This is a genomic window from Pseudomonas sp., from assembly GCF_030683065.1.
In the GTDB taxonomy this organism is placed as follows: domain Bacteria; phylum Pseudomonadota; class Gammaproteobacteria; order Pseudomonadales; family Pseudomonadaceae; genus Aquipseudomonas.
The window spans coordinates 54,059-71,954 of sequence record NZ_JAUXMX010000064.1 but is presented as its reverse complement, the minus strand read 5'-3'; the positions used below and the strand labels follow the sequence as shown (position 1 = coordinate 71,954).

Annotated in this window: 18 protein-coding genes; 10 read left to right on the top strand and 8 right to left on the bottom strand. The window is 61.4% G+C overall.

Annotated features, from left to right (window positions below; translation table 11 throughout):
• Nucleotides 1–791: 791 nt before the first annotated feature.
• The 6 genes from ltrA to Q8K09_RS21070 all read left to right on the top strand — a co-directional run bounded on the left by ltrA (nt 792) and on the right by Q8K09_RS21070 (nt 7,538).
• Nucleotides 792–2,525: a group II intron reverse transcriptase/maturase gene (ltrA, locus tag Q8K09_RS21095; protein WP_305256967.1), complete on the top strand. Its 1,734-nt coding sequence runs from the start codon at nt 792–794 to the stop codon at nt 2,523–2,525.
• A 267-nt stretch (nt 2,526–2,792) separates the two neighbouring features.
• Nucleotides 2,793–4,205, top strand: a complete 1,413-nt coding sequence (ftsY, locus tag Q8K09_RS21090) for a signal recognition particle-docking protein FtsY (RefSeq protein WP_305256966.1) — start codon at nt 2,793–2,795, stop codon at nt 4,203–4,205.
• On the top strand, nt 4,205–4,873 hold the full coding sequence (gene ftsE / locus Q8K09_RS21085) for a cell division ATP-binding protein FtsE (RefSeq protein ID WP_305256965.1): 669 nt from the start codon (nt 4,205–4,207) through the stop codon (nt 4,871–4,873). Before ftsY ends, ftsE begins: the two co-directional genes overlap by 1 nt.
• Nucleotides 4,873–5,889 (top strand): permease-like cell division protein FtsX, encoded by a 1,017-nt coding sequence (ftsX, locus tag Q8K09_RS21080; protein WP_305256963.1) that lies wholly within the window; start codon nt 4,873–4,875, stop codon nt 5,887–5,889. The genes ftsE and ftsX overlap by 1 nt, the downstream gene beginning before the upstream one ends.
• 112 nt (nt 5,890–6,001) lie before the next feature.
• Nucleotides 6,002–6,856 (top strand): RNA polymerase sigma factor RpoH, encoded by an 855-nt coding sequence (rpoH, locus tag Q8K09_RS21075; protein WP_305256961.1) that lies wholly within the window; start codon nt 6,002–6,004, stop codon nt 6,854–6,856.
• Nucleotides 6,857–6,920: 64 nt separating this feature from the next.
• The gene (locus Q8K09_RS21070; protein ID WP_305256960.1) at nt 6,921–7,538 is read left to right on the top strand and encodes a hypothetical protein; all 618 of its coding nucleotides are present in this window, start codon (nt 6,921–6,923) and stop codon (nt 7,536–7,538) included.
• 365 nt (nt 7,539–7,903) lie between these two features.
• Here Q8K09_RS21070 and mtgA read toward each other — a convergent pair whose 3' ends face one another.
• On the bottom strand, nt 7,904–8,596 hold the full coding sequence (gene mtgA, locus Q8K09_RS21065) for a monofunctional biosynthetic peptidoglycan transglycosylase (protein WP_305256959.1): 693 nt from the start codon (nt 8,594–8,596) through the stop codon (nt 7,904–7,906).
• A 67-nt stretch (nt 8,597–8,663) separates the two neighbouring features.
• Between mtgA and Q8K09_RS21060 the strand changes: the two genes are divergently transcribed.
• The 4 genes from Q8K09_RS21060 to trmB all read left to right on the top strand — a co-directional run bounded on the left by Q8K09_RS21060 (nt 8,664) and on the right by trmB (nt 11,019).
• Nucleotides 8,664–9,041, top strand: coding sequence for a DUF423 domain-containing protein (locus tag Q8K09_RS21060; protein ID WP_305256958.1), 378 nt, complete (start codon nt 8,664–8,666; stop codon nt 9,039–9,041).
• A 126-nt stretch (nt 9,042–9,167) separates the two neighbouring features.
• On the top strand, nt 9,168–9,368 hold the full coding sequence (gene thiS, locus Q8K09_RS21055; RefSeq protein WP_305256957.1) for a sulfur carrier protein ThiS: 201 nt from the start codon (nt 9,168–9,170) through the stop codon (nt 9,366–9,368).
• Nucleotides 9,369–9,494: 126 nt separating this feature from the next.
• Nucleotides 9,495–10,289: a thiazole synthase gene (locus tag Q8K09_RS21050; protein ID WP_305256956.1), complete on the top strand. Its 795-nt coding sequence runs from the start codon at nt 9,495–9,497 to the stop codon at nt 10,287–10,289.
• Nucleotides 10,290–10,299: 10 nt separating this feature from the next.
• Nucleotides 10,300–11,019, top strand: a complete 720-nt coding sequence (trmB, locus tag Q8K09_RS21045; RefSeq protein WP_305256955.1) for a tRNA (guanosine(46)-N7)-methyltransferase TrmB — start codon at nt 10,300–10,302, stop codon at nt 11,017–11,019.
• Between the two features lie 237 nt (nt 11,020–11,256).
• Here the strand turns inward: trmB and Q8K09_RS21040 are convergent, their stop codons facing one another.
• The 7 genes from Q8K09_RS21040 to Q8K09_RS21010 form a co-directional block, all read right to left on the bottom strand.
• Complete coding sequence (locus Q8K09_RS21040; protein ID WP_305256954.1) at nt 11,257–11,580, bottom strand: DUF3392 domain-containing protein; 324 nt, start codon at nt 11,578–11,580, stop codon at nt 11,257–11,259.
• 34 nt (nt 11,581–11,614) lie between these two features.
• Nucleotides 11,615–12,811, bottom strand: a complete 1,197-nt coding sequence (gene hemW / locus Q8K09_RS21035; protein ID WP_305256953.1) for a radical SAM family heme chaperone HemW — start codon at nt 12,809–12,811, stop codon at nt 11,615–11,617.
• Nucleotides 12,808–13,404 carry an RdgB/HAM1 family non-canonical purine NTP pyrophosphatase gene (rdgB, locus tag Q8K09_RS21030; protein ID WP_305256952.1) on the bottom strand — a complete coding sequence of 199 codons (597 nt, stop codon included), beginning with the start codon at nt 13,402–13,404 and terminating at the stop codon, nt 12,808–12,810. Before rdgB ends, hemW begins: the two co-directional genes overlap by 4 nt.
• Entirely contained in the window at nt 13,404–13,820 is a 417-nt protein-coding gene (locus tag Q8K09_RS21025) for a DUF4426 domain-containing protein (RefSeq protein WP_305256951.1), read from the bottom strand. The genes rdgB and Q8K09_RS21025 overlap by 1 nt, the downstream gene beginning before the upstream one ends.
• Nucleotides 13,821–13,856: 36 nt before the next feature.
• Nucleotides 13,857–14,459, bottom strand: a complete 603-nt coding sequence (gene metW, locus Q8K09_RS21020; RefSeq protein WP_305256950.1) for a methionine biosynthesis protein MetW — start codon at nt 14,457–14,459, stop codon at nt 13,857–13,859.
• 7 nt (nt 14,460–14,466) lie between these two features.
• Nucleotides 14,467–15,606 (bottom strand): homoserine O-acetyltransferase, encoded by a 1,140-nt coding sequence (locus Q8K09_RS21015; protein WP_305256949.1) that lies wholly within the window; start codon nt 15,604–15,606, stop codon nt 14,467–14,469.
• A gap of 100 nt (nt 15,607–15,706) precedes the next feature.
• On the bottom strand, nt 15,707–17,689 hold the full coding sequence (locus Q8K09_RS21010; protein WP_305256948.1) for a dynamin-like GTPase family protein: 1,983 nt from the start codon (nt 17,687–17,689) through the stop codon (nt 15,707–15,709).
• Between the last annotated feature and the right edge of the window lie 207 nt (nt 17,690–17,896).

Genomic DNA, 17,896 nt, shown 5'->3' with positions numbered 1-17,896 from the left:
GCCATTGGCAAATGAACACATTGGGCCAGCAAGAAAAGTTTTGGTTCCGCCACCACCGTCGCGAGACGTTAGAGGTGCTTTCTCCAAAGCAACGGAGTGACAAGCTCCGGTTCTGCATTGCTCAACTTCTGCTGCTCGGGAGCACTGAGCCTGGCGTGTACCCGCCAGTTCACTAGATCGGCATGCGTCGGGGACCAACCCTGGGGTGTGAAGCCCGATCAACAATGTTCTCTCTTTATTTAAAGAAGCACTCTCCGGTAACGGAAAGCGTGATGTGTCCGAATTGCACGGATGCATGGGAGCTAGTGACCCAACCCGCATGGCTAACACATGTGAATCGTCGTTCGAACCCTCGTCAGTATCAGGAGGCCTACGGCAGTTATTGGCCTCAGCCAAAATGGCACGCAGCCAGTCGTCATAGTATGGATATATGGCGCGGTACTACCCAGGTTGTCGGGGGAAAGACGAAGCCTAAACGGGGAATTGATGCGATCCGGGGAACGTGGCAATCCCGATTACTCGCCAACGGCCAGTAAATTGGTACGGGCAGGCAATCCGCAAGGGTGGCTGATGAGTGTGGGGAATAGGAGGGTGCAAAAAGCGAATGGCCGTTTGTAATGAGCGGTATATCGATTGAAACATTATCGGCAGGGGCAACTCTGGCTGACGTGCACCTGGTCTACAGGCGCAACGAAAACCGCTGATTCCAGCGTAACAATGACCCTAGGGGTGGACTCTGCCCCTAGGGGAAGGTTCGTCCTGAAGGTCTTCGTAACCATCAGGAGGACAGTATGAAAGCACGGCCAAAAATATTGGCAATGTCTGCGTCCTTCGACGGAGAGATGACTTGGCACAGTCTTGACTGGGTTGAGATTCAGGCTTCCGTTCGGAAAACGCAGTTGAAAATTGCGCAGGCAACAGGGGATGGCAATTGGCGCAGGGTTAAACGCCTGCAGCGGATGCTTACCCATTCGTTTCATGGTCGCTGTTTGGCTGTGCGACGAGTCACGGAAAATAGGGGCCGCAAGACTCCTGGCGTAGATGGAGAGAAATGGGCAACGCCCAAATTGAAACTCCAGGCTGTGATCTGTTTGTCTCAAAAACGAGGGTATAGGCCGAAACCGCTTAAGCGCGTGTGGATTCCGAAACCCGGCAAGCAGGAAAGGCGTCCATTGGGCATTCCGACGATGTTGGATCGGTCCATGCAGGCGCTCTACTTGCTCGCCTTAGAACCTGTAATAGAAAGCACCAGTGATCCGAAAAGTTATGGCTTCCGGCCGGACCGATCGACCGCTGATGCGATGGTTGAACTCTTTGCCCTGCTTTCACGGCAGGACAGTCCGCAATGGATACTGGAGGGCGACATCAAGGGGTTCTTCGACAACATCAATCATGAGTGGCTGTGCCGGAATGTCCCGATGGACAAAACGGTACTGCGCAAGTGGTTGAGGACCGGGGTGATTGACCGGGGACAATTCACGGCCACGGAGGCCGGGACGCCTCAAGGGGGCATCATTTCCCCTTGTTTGGCGAACGCTACCCTGAATGGCCTGGAAACCCAGCTGAAACGTCACTTGGCGAAAAAGCTGGGTGTCAAACAGGCTGAAAAAGCAAAGGTTCAAGTGGTGCGCTATGCGGACGACTTCGTAATCACCGCGGTTTCGAAAGAGCTGTTAGTGAGTGAGGTCAAACCTTGGGTGGAGCAATTTCTGTCGGTACGAGGGGTTGAGTTGTCCCAAGAGAAAACGCAGATCACGCATATCCATCTGGGCTTCGATTTCTTGGGGTGGAATTTCAGGAAGTATGTGCCGAAATCGACGCGCAGAAAGGGCAAGCTGTTGATCAAACCATCCAAGAAGAACGTCTCGGCGTTCTATCGAAAGGTGCAGGAGATCATTAAAAACAGCGGTGCCATGACGCAGGAAGTGTTGATCGGCCAACTGAACCCGGTTCTACGGGGGTGGGCGCAATACCATTCCCCTGTAGTAGCTAAACAGACCTTCAGTAAGCTGGATCATCTGATCCATTGGCGGCTCTGGAGGTGGGCGAAACGTAGGCATCCAAAGAAATCTGCGGCATGGATCAGGAAGAAATACTTCCACTCCATAAGCAGTCGGAGTTGGGTGTTTGCGTTCCCATATAAAAACAGCAAGGCAGAGGTGAAGTATCGTCGGCTTTATGCGCTAGCTGACACCGCAATCGTGCGCCACAAGCGTCTTCCGGGTGGTTACCACCCTTATGATGCGGCGCAGGAACTGAAGTGGGAGGAACTGAGGGTCAAACGGATGCAGCACAAGCTGCGTTATCGGGGACAAATACTCAGCCTCTTTCGACGACAACGGGGCAAATGCGCTTTGTGCGGGTATGCGATTAGTAAGGCGACCGGTTGGCATGATCACCATGTCATCAGGCGGGTAGATGGCGGACTGGACACCTTAAGCAATCGCGTACTGCTTCACCCGAATTGCCATGCACTGGCCCACAGCCAGGAACGACAGCTAGACCTGCTCCATAGCGGCTTATAGTGGTAAAGTCGCGCGCTACTCCCGTGTGTTGCCGGTCAGTACGACTGGCTTCGTGTAGGCTTGAGCCGTGTGCGGTGAAAGCCGCACGCACGGTTCTTAGGGGGCTCCGGATCTGTAATGATCCGGGGCTACCCGACTTTACTGGCGGCCACGTCTGGTATGTGGTCTGAATATTACTGCGCGGTTTCTTCAGCGTTTAGCCCGCTGCGCAGGCAATGTACTAGACCCGCCCACTGGCGCGTCGCACCTTTGAGATAGCCGTCCTCCATGTTTGGTTCCAACGACGACAAGAAGACCCCCGCACCCGGCCCCGCGCCCGCTGCGTCGCCATCTGCCGAGAAAGCCGCGGAGAAGAAAGACCTGTTCGGCTGGCTGCGCAAGAAGCCGCAGGAGCCCATTCGCACGCCTGAAGTGCCTGAGTCTGTGCCCGTACCAGAGCCAGCCCCGACGCTGCCACCAGCCGACAAGGTTGTTGCCCCAGTGGTCGAGCCAGCGGCGCCGGTTGCTCCGAGCGTGCCGCCGGCAGAGCCCGCACCCGCAGAGGCACCTGCTCCCGCACCAGCCCCCGAGGCTATGGCCGAGCCGGTGCAGGCGCCGCGGCCTTCGCGGTTCCGCATCAATGCCGGCAGCGAAGTGCTGCATCCGGTCATTCATGTGCCAGAGCCCGAGCCGGTTGTGCCTGTCGCGCCGATTGTGCTCGAGGCCCCGGTGGCTGAGGTGCAGGTCGAGCAGAACAAGCCGGGCGATAACCAGGGTGGCTGGTTCGCCCGCCTCAAGCTGGGGCTGTCGAAGACCAGTGCCAGCCTGGGCGAGGGCATGGCCAGCCTGTTCCTCGGCAAGAAGGCGATCGACGATGAGCTGCTTGAGGAAATCGAAACCCGCCTGCTGACCGCCGACGTCGGCGTCGAGGCCACCAACCTGATCATCCAGAGCCTGACCCAGAAAGTTGCACGCAAGCAGCTGACCGACAGCGGTGCCCTCTACCAGGCGCTGCAGGACGAATTGACCGCGCTGCTCAAGCCGGTCGAGCAGCCGATGCGCATCGACACTACCAAGCAGCCCTATGTGATTCTGGTCGTGGGCGTGAACGGCGCCGGCAAGACCACCACCATCGGCAAGCTGGCGAAAAAGCTGCAGCAGGACGGTAAGAAAGTCATGCTGGCTGCTGGCGACACCTTCCGTGCCGCCGCCGTCGAGCAGTTACAAGTGTGGGGCGAGCGCAACCAGATTGCGGTGATCGCCCAGCACACCGGTGCCGACTCGGCGTCGGTAATCTTCGATGCGGTGCAGGCCGCCAAGGCGCGTGGCATGGATGTGCTGATTGCCGACACGGCCGGGCGCTTGCACACCAAAGACAACCTGATGGAAGAGCTGAAGAAGGTTCGCCGGGTGATCGGCAAGCTGGATGACACGGCGCCGCATGAGGTGCTGTTGGTGCTGGACGCCGGCACTGGACAGAATGCGATCAATCAGGCCAAGCAGTTCCATCAGACGGTTAACCTGACCGGCCTGGTTCTGACCAAGCTGGACGGAACCGCCAAGGGCGGTGTGATCTTCGCCCTGGCCAAGCAGTTCGGCCTGCCGATTCGCTATATTGGCGTCGGCGAAGGGATCGACGATCTGCGGACCTTCGAGGCCAACTCGTTTGTCCAGGCGCTGTTCCAGTCGCGGGAATCGTAATGATCAAGTTCGAGCAGGTCGGTAAGCGTTACCCCAATGGTCACGTCGGGCTGCACGAGCTGAGCTTTCGCGTGCGTCGTGGCGAGTTTTTGTTCGTCACCGGGCACTCGGGTGCGGGTAAGAGCACCCTGTTGCGTCTGTTGTTGGCGATGGAGCGGCCGACTAGCGGCAAGCTGCTGCTGGCCGGGCAAGACCTGGGTCAGATCACCAACGCGCAAATTCCCTACCTGCGCCGGCAGATCGGCGTGGTGTTCCAGAACCACCAGCTGCTGTTCGACCGCAGCGTGTTCGACAACGTCGCCTTGCCGCTGCAGATTCTCGGCCTGTCCAAGGTGGAGATCGGCAAGCGTGTCGGCTCCGCCCTTGACCGCGTGTCGCTGGCGGACAAAGCCGAGCAGTTTCCCAGCGAGCTGTCCACCGGCCAGCAGCAGCGCGTCGGCATCGCGCGTGCAGTGGTGCATCGCCCGGCGCTGTTACTCGCGGATGAACCGACCGGCAACCTCGACCCGCGCCTCGCGGCAGAGATCATGGGGGTGTTCGAGGACATCAATCGCCTCGGCACCAGTGTATTGATCGCCAGTCACGACCTGGCGCTGATCGCGCGCATGCGCCACCGCATGCTGACCCTGCAGCGTGGCCGCTTGATTGGCGATGGGGAGGCGGTCTGATGAGCGCTACCCGCATGCCACCACCGCAGCCGGCGCAACGCGTCGGCGCTGCACCGAAAAAGCACGATCCGAAAATCCCGGATGACGGCCCGAACCTGCGCAGCCAGTTCGACGCCTGGCTGGAAAGCCACCGTGCCAGCCTGGTCGACAGCCTGCGCCGCCTGGTCAAGCAGCCCATTGGCAGCTTTTTCACCTGCCTGGTGATGGCCGTTGCTCTGAGTCTACCGATGGGGCTGGCCCTGCTGCTGGACAATGTCGAGCGTCTTGGCGGCTCCTGGCAGCGCGCTGCGCAGATTTCTCTGTTTCTGCAGATCGACGCCAGCGAGGTCGAAGGCCAGGCTCTGCGTGAGCAGATCGCCGCGATGGACGATGTCGCCGAGGCCGAGTGGATAAGCCGCGAGCAGGCCCTGCTGGAATTCCAGCAACAGTCCGGGCTGGGCGAGGCACTCAAGGAATTGCCGGATAATCCATTGCCTGGCGTGGTGCTGGTGACGCCCAAGGAAGTCGACAAGGTCACTCTGGAGGCTCTGCGTCTGCGCTTGGCCGAGTTGCCCAAGGTGCAGCAGGCGCAGCTCGACCTGGTGTGGGTCGAGCGACTGACGGCGATTCTTAACCTGGGTGATCGCTTTGTTTTCGGCCTGACCTTGTTGCTGGTGATGGCCTTGCTGTTGGTGATTGGCAACACCATTCGCCTGCATATCGAGAACCGCCGCACCGAGATCGAGGTGATCAAGTTGGTCGGCGGTACCGACAGCTACGTGCGCCGGCCCTTCCTTTATATGGGTGCGCTCTATGGTTTGGGTGCCGGGCTGTTGGCCTGGCTGGTGCTGGCTTATGGCCTGGGCTGGCTGAACGACGCGGTGATGCGCCTGGCCGGGCTATACGGCAGCGACTTTGCCCTGGCGGGTGTGCCGGCAGGCGATGGCCTGTCCTTGCTGCTCGGTGCCGTGTTGCTCGGGTATATCGGCGCCTGGCTAGCCGTGGCCCGGCACTTGAATGAATTACAGCCAAGATAGCTAAGGTATTGTTTTAATTGATGTTGACTATGTGTAAGGGAACTTGTAAGAGCGTTCCTAGTCGTATTGCTCAGTGTTACACTGCGCTCGATTCGTGAGTCGGAGGATTCAAATGTCCACTTCTTTGCAACCTGTTCATGCTTTGGTCCCAGGCGCCAACCTTGAGGCTTATGTGCATGCGGTCAACTGCATACCGCTGTTGACCCCTGAGCAGGAGCGCGAGCTGGCCGAGAACCTGTACTACAACCAGGATCTTGAAGCCGCTCGGCAAATGGTGCTCGCCCACCTGCGTTTTGTCGTGCATATCGCCCGCAGCTATTCCGGTTATGGCCTTGCCCAAGCTGACCTGGTGCAGGAAGGCAATGTCGGCCTGATGAAGGCGGTCAAGCGCTTCAATCCGGAGATGGGTGTGCGTTTGGTGTCGTTCGCCGTGCACTGGATTCGTGCCGAGATCCATGAGTTCATTCTGCGCAACTGGCGCATCGTCAAGGTCGCGACCACCAAGGCGCAGCGTAAATTGTTCTTCAACCTGCGCAGTCAGAAAAAGCGTCTGGCCTGGTTGAACAATGAGGAAGTGCACGCCGTAGCCGAGAGCCTGGGTGTCGAACCGCGCGAAGTGCGCGAGATGGAAAGCCGCCTGACCGGCCACGACATGGCCTTCGACCCGGCCACCGAAGCCGACGACGAAAGTGCGTTCCAGTCGCCCGCTCAATACCTGGAAGATCACCGCTACGACCCGGCGCGTCAGCTTGAGGCCTCGGACTGGACAGACAGCTCTACCGCAAGCCTGCACGAGGCTCTGGAAGGGCTCGACGAGCGCAGTCGCGATATCCTCTACCAGCGCTGGCTGGCCGAGGAAAAAGCCACGCTGCATGAGCTGGCCGCTAAGTACAACGTCTCCGCCGAGCGCATCCGTCAGCTGGAGAAAAATGCGATGAACAAGCTCAAGGGCTCGATCGCCGCGTAGTTAATTCCCTACCCGAACAAGAAGCCGCACCTGTGTGCGGCTTTTTTTTGTCTGGAAACTATTCATGAAGCTACCGCCCCTGCGCTTGCAGCATAGTTTGATCTTTATTGGCGTCGCTCTGCTGTTCTTCGCCTGGGGCGCCTGGTTGATGCGTCCGCAACCTGCTGCGGCGCCGCTGCCCTGGTTGGCCGAGTGGCAGGCCGCCGTGCTCGTGCCCCTGGCCGATAACCGTTTGAGTCTGGCCATGTTGCGGGGCCAGGCGGAGGGCGAACTTTGGTTGCAGCCACGTCTGGACGGGGCGCGCTTGCTCTACCGCGCGCACTGGCAGGCCAGTGACGAGCCCTGGACGCTGGAAGCCGAGGTCGAGCTGGGCGAGGCTGCGCGCGACAGCCTGATGGCCGCGGCCGGGCTGAGTGTGCGCGATGATGCGCAGCCGCTGGGCGCGCAGTTGTTGGCCGACTTGGGTGCTCATGCAGTCGTTGCTCTGACGCTCAAACCGCAGCAGGTTGTGGCTGCCGAGCGTTTGCTCAGCACTATCGGCCAGCCGCGCCTGCGCCTGGAGTTGGACGAAGGCCAGGCCTGGGTCTATCCCGAGGCGGGGCTGACTGCGCACACCGCAGACGAGCAGCTGTTGCTGTTGCAGGTGGTGCCGCGCGGCGCGCTGGGTCGGGGCGCTCCTTAACCTTTATGGAATGTGCCCATTCGCCGCAGAGTCCCGAGCAGGGTGCTTTTGGTGGGCGCGACAGCGGTCGAATGTCGGGTCAGCGCCAGTTCAGTCGCGAATGCTCTGTGGCCCAGCAAAAGCTTCGCGGCAGAAGACCTTAGATGGGTCGGGCAGCTTAGGTTAGGCGCCCGCAAATTGACCTGCTGTCAGCAGAACAAATGCGCCGTAACCCATCATGCAGATAAAGGTCTAAACCACTCGATGGGTATCGCTGCGCTCAACGCCATCCTACAAACTCGCGAGCTATGCGCTCGTTCTCGATTGGCTGGATCGCCCGTGGCCTTGTCAGGCACTTGAGCCAGTGCGGCCAGTGCGGCCAGTGCTTACAGGCGATTGAGGTAGTGGCTGCCGCCGAGTTGGCGCATCTGCTGGCGGATCCAGCTGGCGCGGCGGTTGACGTGGGCGCTGGGCTGGCCAGCACTCCACTGGCGCGGGTTTGGCAATACGGCAGCCAGCAGGCTGGCCTGCTGATTCGACAGGTAGGGCGCGCCGGTATTGAAGTGATGGCGCGCCGCGGCTTCGGCGCCGAATACGCCGTCACCCCACTCAACGCTGTTGAGGTACACCTCAAGAATGCGCTGTTTTGGCCAAAGCAGTTCGACCAGGCCGGTAAACCAGAACTCGATGCCTTTGCGCAGCCAGCTGCGGCCCGACCAGAGGAACAGGTTTTTCGCCACTTGCTGGCTCAGCGTGCTGGCGCCGCGTAGCGATCCGCCCTGTTGATTGTGCGCCAGGGCCGCACGAATCGCCGCGACATCAAAGCCCCAGTGCTCGGCGAATTTCTGGTCTTCGCCAGCGATAACCGCGATCTTCAGGTCGTCCGGCAGCTCGCTCCAGGGCCGCCAGCTGCGCTGCAGGTCGATCGGCTTGCCGTCGACCCAGGATTCGATCTTGCGTTCGACCATCAGGGCCGTGCCGGGTGGCGGCACCCAGCGCAAGACCAGCACCAGTAGCGCCGAGCCGACCATGAGGCAGAGCAGCAGTTTGAACAGGAGGCGGCGGATGGAGCGAAACATGCGGGCTTGGCCAGGCTGAGTTTGCCGGCCATTATAGCGGTCTGTTTACCCTTGTCTGGAGTGATGCATGGCGCGTCTATGGTTGTTGCTGTCTGCCTTGGCCGGTTTCACTGGCGTGGCCCTCGGCGCCTTCGCTGCCCATGGCCTGAAAAGTCGGCTCAGTCCTGAGTACCTGGCGGTATTTCAGACAGGTAGTCACTACCAGTTGATCCACGCCCTGGCACTGCTCGGTGTGGCCTTGCTGGCGCTGCAGGCGCCTAGTCGCCTGGTGAATCTGGCCGGCGGCTGTTTCGCCTTGGGCATTCTGTTGTTCTCTGGCAGCTTGTATCTGCTGACTCTCAGCGGCATTACTGGGCTCGGCATCATTACGCCGTTCGGCGGTATGGCCTTTCTGGGCGGCTGGCTGTGCCTCGGCCTGGCAGGCTGGCGGCTCACTGGGCGCTGAGTCTGGCGGTCGACGCTGGCCTGACCGGAAAGTCAGAATGCTGGACAAATGGCGCCCTTTGGTCTTGGTCATCGTCCGTGATCGGGCTAGAATGCCCGCCCCTTACTAAGATGTGACTGCTCCGTTATGCGTATTCAGTTGAACGGTGAATCATTCGAACTGACCGATGGCGCCACCGTTGCCGACCTGATCGTCCGTCTCGATCTGACTGAACGCCGGGTCGCGGTCGAGCTCAACCTGGATATAGTGCCGCGCAGCCAGTACGCCGCCACCGCTCTTGGTGAAGGTGACCGGGTCGAAGTGGTGCACGCGATTGGTGGCGGCTAACCGACCGCTGAGAACCGCGGCGTGTTGACTCGGTCTTGAATGCGAGTCCTGCGATACGCTGCGGCACAGTCGTCGCGCGCTACATTTTCAAAGGCCTGTCATCAGGCGCCCAGCTAGGAGTTTGCAATGAGCCAAGTACGTAGCGACAAACCCTTTACCCTGGCCGGCCGGACCTATCAGTCGCGTCTGCTGGTCGGCACCGGCAAGTACAAGGATCTCGACGAGACCCGCGCGGCCATCGAGGCCTCGGGGGCGGAGATCGTCACAGTCGCCGTGCGCCGCACCAATATTGGCCAGAACCCGGGTGAGCCGAATCTGCTCGACGTGATTTCGCCGTCGCGTTACACCATCCTGCCCAATACCGCCGGTTGTTACGACGCTGATGAGGCGGTGCGCACCTGCCGTCTGGCCCGTGAGCTGCTCGACGGCCACAAGCTGGTCAAGCTGGAAGTGTTGGCCGACCAGAAGACCCTGTTCCCCAACGTGATCGAAACCCTCAAGGCCGCCGAAGTGCTGGTCAGGGACGGTTTCGACGTGATGGTCTACACCAGCGACGACCCGATCATCGCCCGCCGCCTGGCCGAGATGGGCTGCATCGCGGTGATGCCGCTGGCCGGCCTGATCGGCACTGGGCTGGGCATTTGCAACCCGTATAACCTGCGCATCATCCTCGAGGAAGCCACAGTGCCGGTGCTGGTCGATGCCGGTGTCGGCACTGCGTCCGATGCCACCATCGCCATGGAGCTGGGCTGTGAGGCGGTGCTGATGAACAGCGCCATCGCCCATGCGCAAAACCCGGTGATGATGGCCGAAGCCATGAAGTACGCGATCGAAGCCGGTCGTCTGGCCTATCTGGCCGGGCGCATGCCGAAGAAACTCTATGCCAGCGCCTCCTCGCCGCTGGATGGCCTTATCAAGTAACGAGCACAGCATGACTGATTTGCAGCAACAGCCCGAGCCGGCTGAAGACACCTCCAAGCATCGCGCGATCAAGAGTTTCGTGATGCGTGCCGGGCGCATGACCGAAGGCCAGCAGCGCGGCCTCGACCAAGGCTGGGCCAAATTTGGTTTGCAGTTGGATGCAGGCGCCCCGGATTTCGATGCAGTGTTCGGCCGCAGTGCCCCGCGTACCCTGGAAATCGGTTTCGGCATGGGCCAGTCCCTGCTGGAAATGGCAGCTGCAGCGCCCGAGCAGGATTTCATCGGCGTCGAGGTGCACTCGCCAGGTGTCGGCGCCTTGCTCAACGGCCTGATGACGCAAAACATCGGCAATGTGCGGGTCTACAGCTGCGATGCCATGGAAGTGCTGCGCAACTGCGTGGCCGATGCCAGTCTCGACCGCTTGCTGCTGTACTTTCCCGATCCCTGGCACAAGTCGCGCCATCACAAGCGCCGCATCGTCCAGCCGGCGTTCGCCGAGCTGGTGCGGACCAAGCTCAAAGTAGGTGGTGTCTTGCACATGGCGACTGACTGGGAAGCCTATGCCGAATACATGCTGGAAGTGATGAATGTAGCGCCCGGTTACCGCAACCTGGCGGCCGATGGCCGTTGCGTGGAGCGCCCGCCGGAGCGGCCGACTACCAAGTTCGAGCGCCGCGGCGAGCGCCTGGGTCATGGCGTCTGGGATCTGAAATTCCAGCGCGAGCGCTAGCGGAAAAAGCTCCAAGCGCCGTTGGAACAACCGCCATGCGGGTGATCGCGCGCGAGCGGGTCACTCGATGTATGGCGTGTGTGCCTCCAGTATCTGGGTAAGGTATGCCTTGTATCACTGCGATGTCGCTGCTCGAATCTTATGTCGAGCGCAGTGCTCGGCAGCTTCTCGATTCACTGTACACGCACTGGAAGCCTGAAGGGATCAGTGCGAGAGGGTGCGCTAGCAAATCCCTGCTCAGCTGCGATCCGCCAGCACGCCGATCAGGAAGAACACCAGCAGCAACACCGGTGCCAGGGTGTAGTTGTTGAAGTGGCCGAGGCCCTGGGCCAGCCAGGAGGTGATGAACACCATCGCCAGGCCGTAACCGACTGCGCAGATCAGGACGAAGATCAGGGTGCGGAAGATGAAGTTGAGGCCACCGATGCTGCGTTGCACCCAGGCGTTGATGCCCGGGCCGAACAGCACCAGCAGGGTGGCCATGATGGCCAGGGCGATCTCGTGCAGGTGACCGCGGCTCCAGCGCGACAGGGTGGCGATCAGGTCGAGTAGCAGATCCAAGCGGAGTCCTTAGCGCCGCGTGGCGCACAGCAGGTCAGGGTAGAAAATGTTGCAGCAGGTCGTTGAGAAACAGCTGGCCTTCGCGGGTGGCGACCAGGCGTGCCGGGTCACGGTGCAACAGGCCGCGCTGCATGGCTTCCTCGCGAGCAGCGGCCAGTAGCGTCAGCGGCATACCGGTGCGCTGGGTGAACAGCGTGCTGGCGACGCCGTCCGTGAGGCGCAGCACATTCATCAGAAATTCGAAGGGCAGTTCGTCCGGGCCGAGCAGGCGTTCGCCGGCGCTGAAGGCTTTGCCGGGATCAAGGTAATCCTTGGGCAGGCGGGTTTTCCAGCCACGCGTGATCACGCCCTGCGGGTTGCTCAGCTTGGCGTGGGCGCCGGCACCGATGCCGAGGAAGTCGCCGAAGCTCCAGTAGTTGAGGTTATGCCGCGCCGCCTTGCCGGGCTGGGCGTAGGCGGAGACCTCGTACTGGACGAAGCCGTGCTCGGCCAGCAGCGCCTGGCCGGACTCCTGGATGTCCCAGAGGATATCGTCCTCGGGCATCACGGGCGGCTGGTTCCAGAACACCGTGTTCGGCTCCACCGTCAGCTGGTACCAAGACAGGTGGGTCGGTGCCTGGGCGATGGCGATCCGCAAATCGCTCAGGGCATCCTCGATGGACTGATCCGGCAGACCGTGCATCAGGTCCAGGTTGAAGTTGTCAAAGCCTGCGGCGCGGGCCATGTCGGCGGCGCGAATCGCCTCGTCACCGTCGTGGATGCGGCCCAGGGCCTTGAGCTTGGCGGCCTGGAAGCTCTGCACGCCAATCGACAGGCGATTGATGCCCAGCGCACGGTAGTCGCGGAACTTGGCCTGCTCGAAGGTGCCAGGGTTGGCTTCCAGGGTGATTTCGATATCGTCGGCGAAGGGCACGCGGCGCTCCACACCTTCGAGCAAACGACCCAGGGCCTTGGTCGAGAACAGGCTGGGGGTGCCGCCGCCGAAGAAAATCGAGGTCAGCGGCCGGCCATGTACCTGCGACAAGTCATGGTCGAGGTCGGCGAGCAGGGCGTCGACGTACTCCTGTTCCGGCAGCGTCGGCCCGGCGGCGTGGGAATTGAAGTCGCAGTACGGGCACTTCTTCACGCACCAGGGGATGTGGATATACAGCGCCAGCGGCGGCAGCTCGAAGCCGCTTTGGCTCCCCTCGCCCTCTGGGAGAGGGGCTGGGGGTGAGGGTGTTGGACTCATGCCAGCCCCAACCGCTGCTTGAACAGTGCCATGGCGCGGGCGCGATGGCTCAGTTGGTTCTTCTCAGCGGGCGCCAGCTCGGCGCTGGAGCAGTCGCGTTCTGCGACCCAGAACAGCGGGTCATAGCCGAAGCCGTGCTCGCCACGCGCGGCATGCAGGATCTGTCCGTGCCAGAGCCCTTCGCAGATGATCGGCAGTGGGTCTTCGGCGTGCCGCACCAAAGCCAGGCAGCAGACGAACTGGGCGCCGCGCTGGGCGTCCGGCACATCGTTGAGTACCTCAAGCAGTTTGGCGTTGTTCGCCGCATCACCCTGGCCATCGGCATAGCGTGCCGAGTAGATGCCCGGCGCGCCGCCGAGAAAATCCACCGCCAGGCCAGAGTCATCGGCCAGCGCCGGCAGGCCGGACACCCGCGCCGCATGGCGCGCCTTGAGAATGGCGTTTTCAACGAACGACAGGCCGGTCTCTTCGGGCTCAACGGCACTGAACTCGCCGATCGAGCGGACCTTTACGGCGGCGCCGAGCATGGCCTGGAGTTCTTTGAGTTTGCCGGCGTTATGGCTGGCAAGTACGAGTTCGCTTAGCTGGATCATCAGTCTGGGAACAGTTCCTGGTTGAAGTCGAGGCTGTGCGTGGTGCCACCGGTGGCCTGGATTTTCAGGCTGAAGCGCAGAAGCTCCTGCTGCTCAATAGGGAACTGGGCCAGGTAGTAGATGGCTTCGCCCTCGCTCACCTGTTTGAACCTCAGGCTGTGAACCTGGCCGAGCAGGTTGCGCATCTCGCCGCTGACTACGGCTGCGGTCGGCTTGCCAGCCTTGAGCACCGCGATATTCAGCACACCTTGTTTCTTGCCGCGGTTCAGGCCCGCTGCAGCGGCGATATCCGGTTGCAGGAAGCTGGAGTTGAAGGCGATGTAGTGTACGTCCAGGTCGCCGAAGCTTTGCTTGCGTTCGGCAAGTGCCGGCAGGCTCAGGCACAGGGCTATAAACAGTAGGGCGATGCGGCGCATGGTGGTTCTCCTCAATGTTGCCTGGTTGCCGATAAATCAGTTGGTGCTCGGTCCGCTGATCCGGTAGATGCCGATCTCACCTAACAGATTAGGCCAAATGCGGCTGGCCCAACCGTGGCGATGGTCGCGATCCACCGCGAGGCGATCAAGCACCCGAGCCTGTTGCGCGAGGCATAGACGCTCGAAGTCGGCGAAGGTGCAGAAGTGAATGTTCGGCGTGTTGTACCACGTGTACGGCAGGAAGTCGGATACCGGCATGCGCCCCTTGCTCGCCAAGTACCAGCGGCAACGCCAGTGAGCGAAGTTGGGGAAGGTGATGATGCAGGTTTTGCCGATGCGCAGCATCTCCGCCAGTACCTTGTCCGGGAAGTGCAGGGCCTGCAGCGACTGGGTCATCACCACCACGTCGAAGCTGTTGCTGGCAAAGTTGCCCAGGCCCTTGTCGAGGTTCTGCTCGATGACGTTGACGCCCTTGCCGACGCATTGGGCGATATTGTCCGGGTCGATTTCCAGGCCATAACCACTGACCCCTTTGTGCTCGGCCAGCCAGGCGAGCAGTTCGCCATTGCCGCAGCCGAGGTCGAGCACCCGGCTACCGGCGGGGATCCAGTCTTGGATAATGTCCAGGTCGGCTCTCATGGGCGCCTCATACTGCGATTCGGTTCATATAGCTGCTGAAAGCCTGCAAATAACGCGGGATCGGGATCAGGAAGGCGTCGTGGCCCTGCGGCGCGTCGATTTCCAGGTAGCAGACGTTCTTGCGGGCGGCGATCAGGGCGTCGACGATCTCCCGTGAGCGCGCTGGCGAGAAGCGCCAGTCGGTGGTGAAGGACATCACGCAAAAGTTAGCCTGTACCCCGGCCAGGGTCTGGGCCAGGTTGCCGTCGAACGCCGCAGCAGGGTCGAAGTAATCCAGCGCCTTGGTCATTAGCAGGTAGGTGTTGGCATCGAAACGTCCGGAAAACTCCTCACCCTGGTAGCGCAGGTAACTTTCGACCTGGAACTCGACGCTGTGGAAGTCGTAGTTGAGCTTTTCGCTCTTCAGGCCGCGGCCGAACTTCTCACCCATGGCGTCATCCGACAGGTAGGTGATGTGGCCGACCATGCGCGCCAGCATCAGGCCGCGCTTGGGAATCACGCCCTGTTCCTGGAAGTGCCCGCCATGGAACTGCGGGTCGGTGAGAATCGCCTGGCGCGCCACTTCGTTGAAGGCGATGTTCTGCGCCGACAGCTTGGGTGCCGAGGCGATCGCCAGGCAGTGGCGGATGCGCTCGGGATAGCTGATGGCCCACTGCATGGCCTGCATGCCGCCAAGGCTGCCACCGACCACCGCCGCCCACTGCTCGATGCCCAGGGCATCGGCCAGGCGCGCCTGGCTGTGTACCCAGTCTTCCACGGTCATCACCGGGAAGTCTGCGCCAAAGGGTTTGCCGGTGGCCGGATTGAGGCTGCTGGGGCCGGTCGAGCCATTGCAGCCGCCGAGGTTGTTGAGGCTGACGACGAAGAACCTGTTGGTGTCGATCGGCTTGCCGGGGCCGATGCAGCTGTCCCACCAGCCGGGCTTGCGCTCGTCCGCGCTATGGTAGCCGGCCGCGTGGTGGTGGCCTGACAGCGCATGGCAGATCAGCACCGCGTTACTCGCCGTGGCGTTCAGTTCGCCGTAGGTTTCGTAGACCAGTTGGTAGTCGGCCAGGCTGCGCCCGCAGGCAAGCGCCAGGGGTTCGGCGAAGTGCAGTGTCTGCGGGGTCACCAGGCCAACAGAGTCTTGGGGAAAGGCAGTAGACATCGACCCTGCTCGCAGTAAAGGAAGTGCCGCAGTCTAAAGAGCGCCGCCCCGTGCGGCAAGCGTGCGGGACTGCTGGCAGAGCCTTGCCCGCTTCGGGTGGTTATTCGCCGACGCTGTGTGGGCGTGCCACGCCTGGCAGGTTGACCACCTTACCCTGGCGCTGGATCGGTGCTGGACGGCGCAAGCTGCGCAGCATCTCACTGGCCTGGGCCAGTTGCTGCTGCAGTTCGTCACGGTAGCCGCTGAGTTGCTGGCCGCGCTGACGGGCTTGCTGGGTTTGCTGGGCCAGTGCCTTGAGCCGCAGCATGTGGCTTTCCAGCAGCTGTTTGTGTTCCAGGGTGTGCTGCATCAGCGGCATCAGCGCGTCGCTGGCCCACTGCCCGGCCTCAGCCCGCAAGCGTTGGTGCAGGCCGATGACCTCTTGTCCCAGGGTGGCAAAAAAGCGTTTGGTCAGGCTGCGCTGTTCAGTCAGCAGGGTTTTCAGGTGCAGGCGGAATTGGTCGGCCTGGGTCTGCAGCTGTTTGAGTTCACGCCGGTAGCGTTTGATGTTGAACTGCGGTGCATCGACACCTTGCAGCGGGTTCTCCTGATTGTGCCGGTGGTAGATGGCGGCGACCATCTTGTTGGCCGTCTCGGATTCATGCGTCAGGCTGTCCAGGTCATCCTCCACCGAGCGGAAGAAGTTCAGGATCGCCTGGTTGATGCCCAGGGTGGTCCAGCTGCCGGCAAGGTTCTTACGCACTGTATTCAGGTGTTCGTCGAGGCGTTCCGCACGCACAGCGATCTGCAGCAGCTCGCCTTGGCGCTTGAGCAGGCGCTGGTTGGTTTTCAGACCGAGTAGGCGCTTGTGGTGCAGGCTGTGGTCGTCCTTGGTTCTGGCGGTCAGCTCGAACAGTAGTTGGCCGTTGTCATGCTGATGATTGCTCAACAGCGCGTGCTGTTCGGTGACCTTCTCCAGGCGCAGATTGAGTAGATGCCGGCTGCTTTGCAGCAGGCCGAGCACCTGGTTGACTACACAGTCTTCGATCAGGCGTTCTTTCTGGCTGACGATGCGCTCGCACAGCAGGTTCTCCAGATTACTCATCTGGCTGCGCGTCAGCAGCGCCTGATCCTTGCGCACCTTGGCCAGCAGCGCCTGCTTGGCCGACAGCGGTAGCACGTCCTCCGGCTGGATGCCGAGTTGTCTGGCGGTGAGGTCGCGGATCTGGGTGATGGCGTTTTGTACGAAGGCTTCGCCCGCCAGGTCGTCCCACAGGATGTCGATCTTGTTGAGCACGGCGAACAGGCAGGTCTGGGTGTCGTCGTCGAGCTGGCGAATATGCTGCTGCCAGACGGCCATGTCGCTGGCGGTTACTCCGGTATCGGCGGACAGCAGGAAGATGATCGCCTGGGCGCTAGGCAGCATCGACAGGGTCAGTTCCGGTTCGCTGCCCAGGGCATTCAGGCCGGGGGTATCGAGGATGCGCAGGCCCTGACGCAGCAGCGGGTGATCGAAGTTGATCATGGCATGGCGCCATGCCGGCACCAGCACCTCGCCGGATTTACCGGTGCTTTGCAGGGTGTCAGGGTGGAAGCCCAGCTGAATGGCTTGTTCCACCGGCATTGGCTTGCTCTTCGTCACTTGGGTGAAGGCCTGAATCATGTTGTCCGGGTCGCTGAGATCCAGCGGGATGTTCACCCAGTGCCGGGGAATACGCTTGAACTGGGCGACGCTGGCCTCGGTGGCGCGGGTTTCGATCGGCAGCAGGCGGATGTAGGCGTGTTCCGATCGGGGGTCAAAGAACAGTTCCGTAGGGCACATGGTGGTGCGCCCGGCCTGGGACGGCAGCATGCGCTGGCCATACTCGGAGAAGAACAGGCTGTTGATCAGCTCGGTCTTGCCGCGCGAGAACTCGCCGACAAAGGCCAGGGTGATGTGGTCGGTACGCAGCAGCTTGAGGGCGCGTTCGAGCTTGGCATCCAGCGTCTCGGAACTGAGCCGATTGTTGACCAGCCAGCTGCGGTAGCGGGTGATCTGGCGCATCAGTTCGCGCTTCCAGCCGACGTAGGCATCGACCTGTTGACTGAGACGTTCCATGCTCATCCTGGCGTTCCTCTGGCTGGCGCGGCAGCGCCGTTACCGGCGCGGGTCTGCCCGGCAGTGCATGGCGGGCGCCGATGCTCCGGGCAGACAAGCATTATGCGGGGCGTGCAGGGGGTGTCAATTGGCTAGCATGTCGCTGGAAAACTACATGCAAGGGTGATACTGCGTTAAAAAACCGCCTGCCGGTATTTCGATCCGGCCTGATGG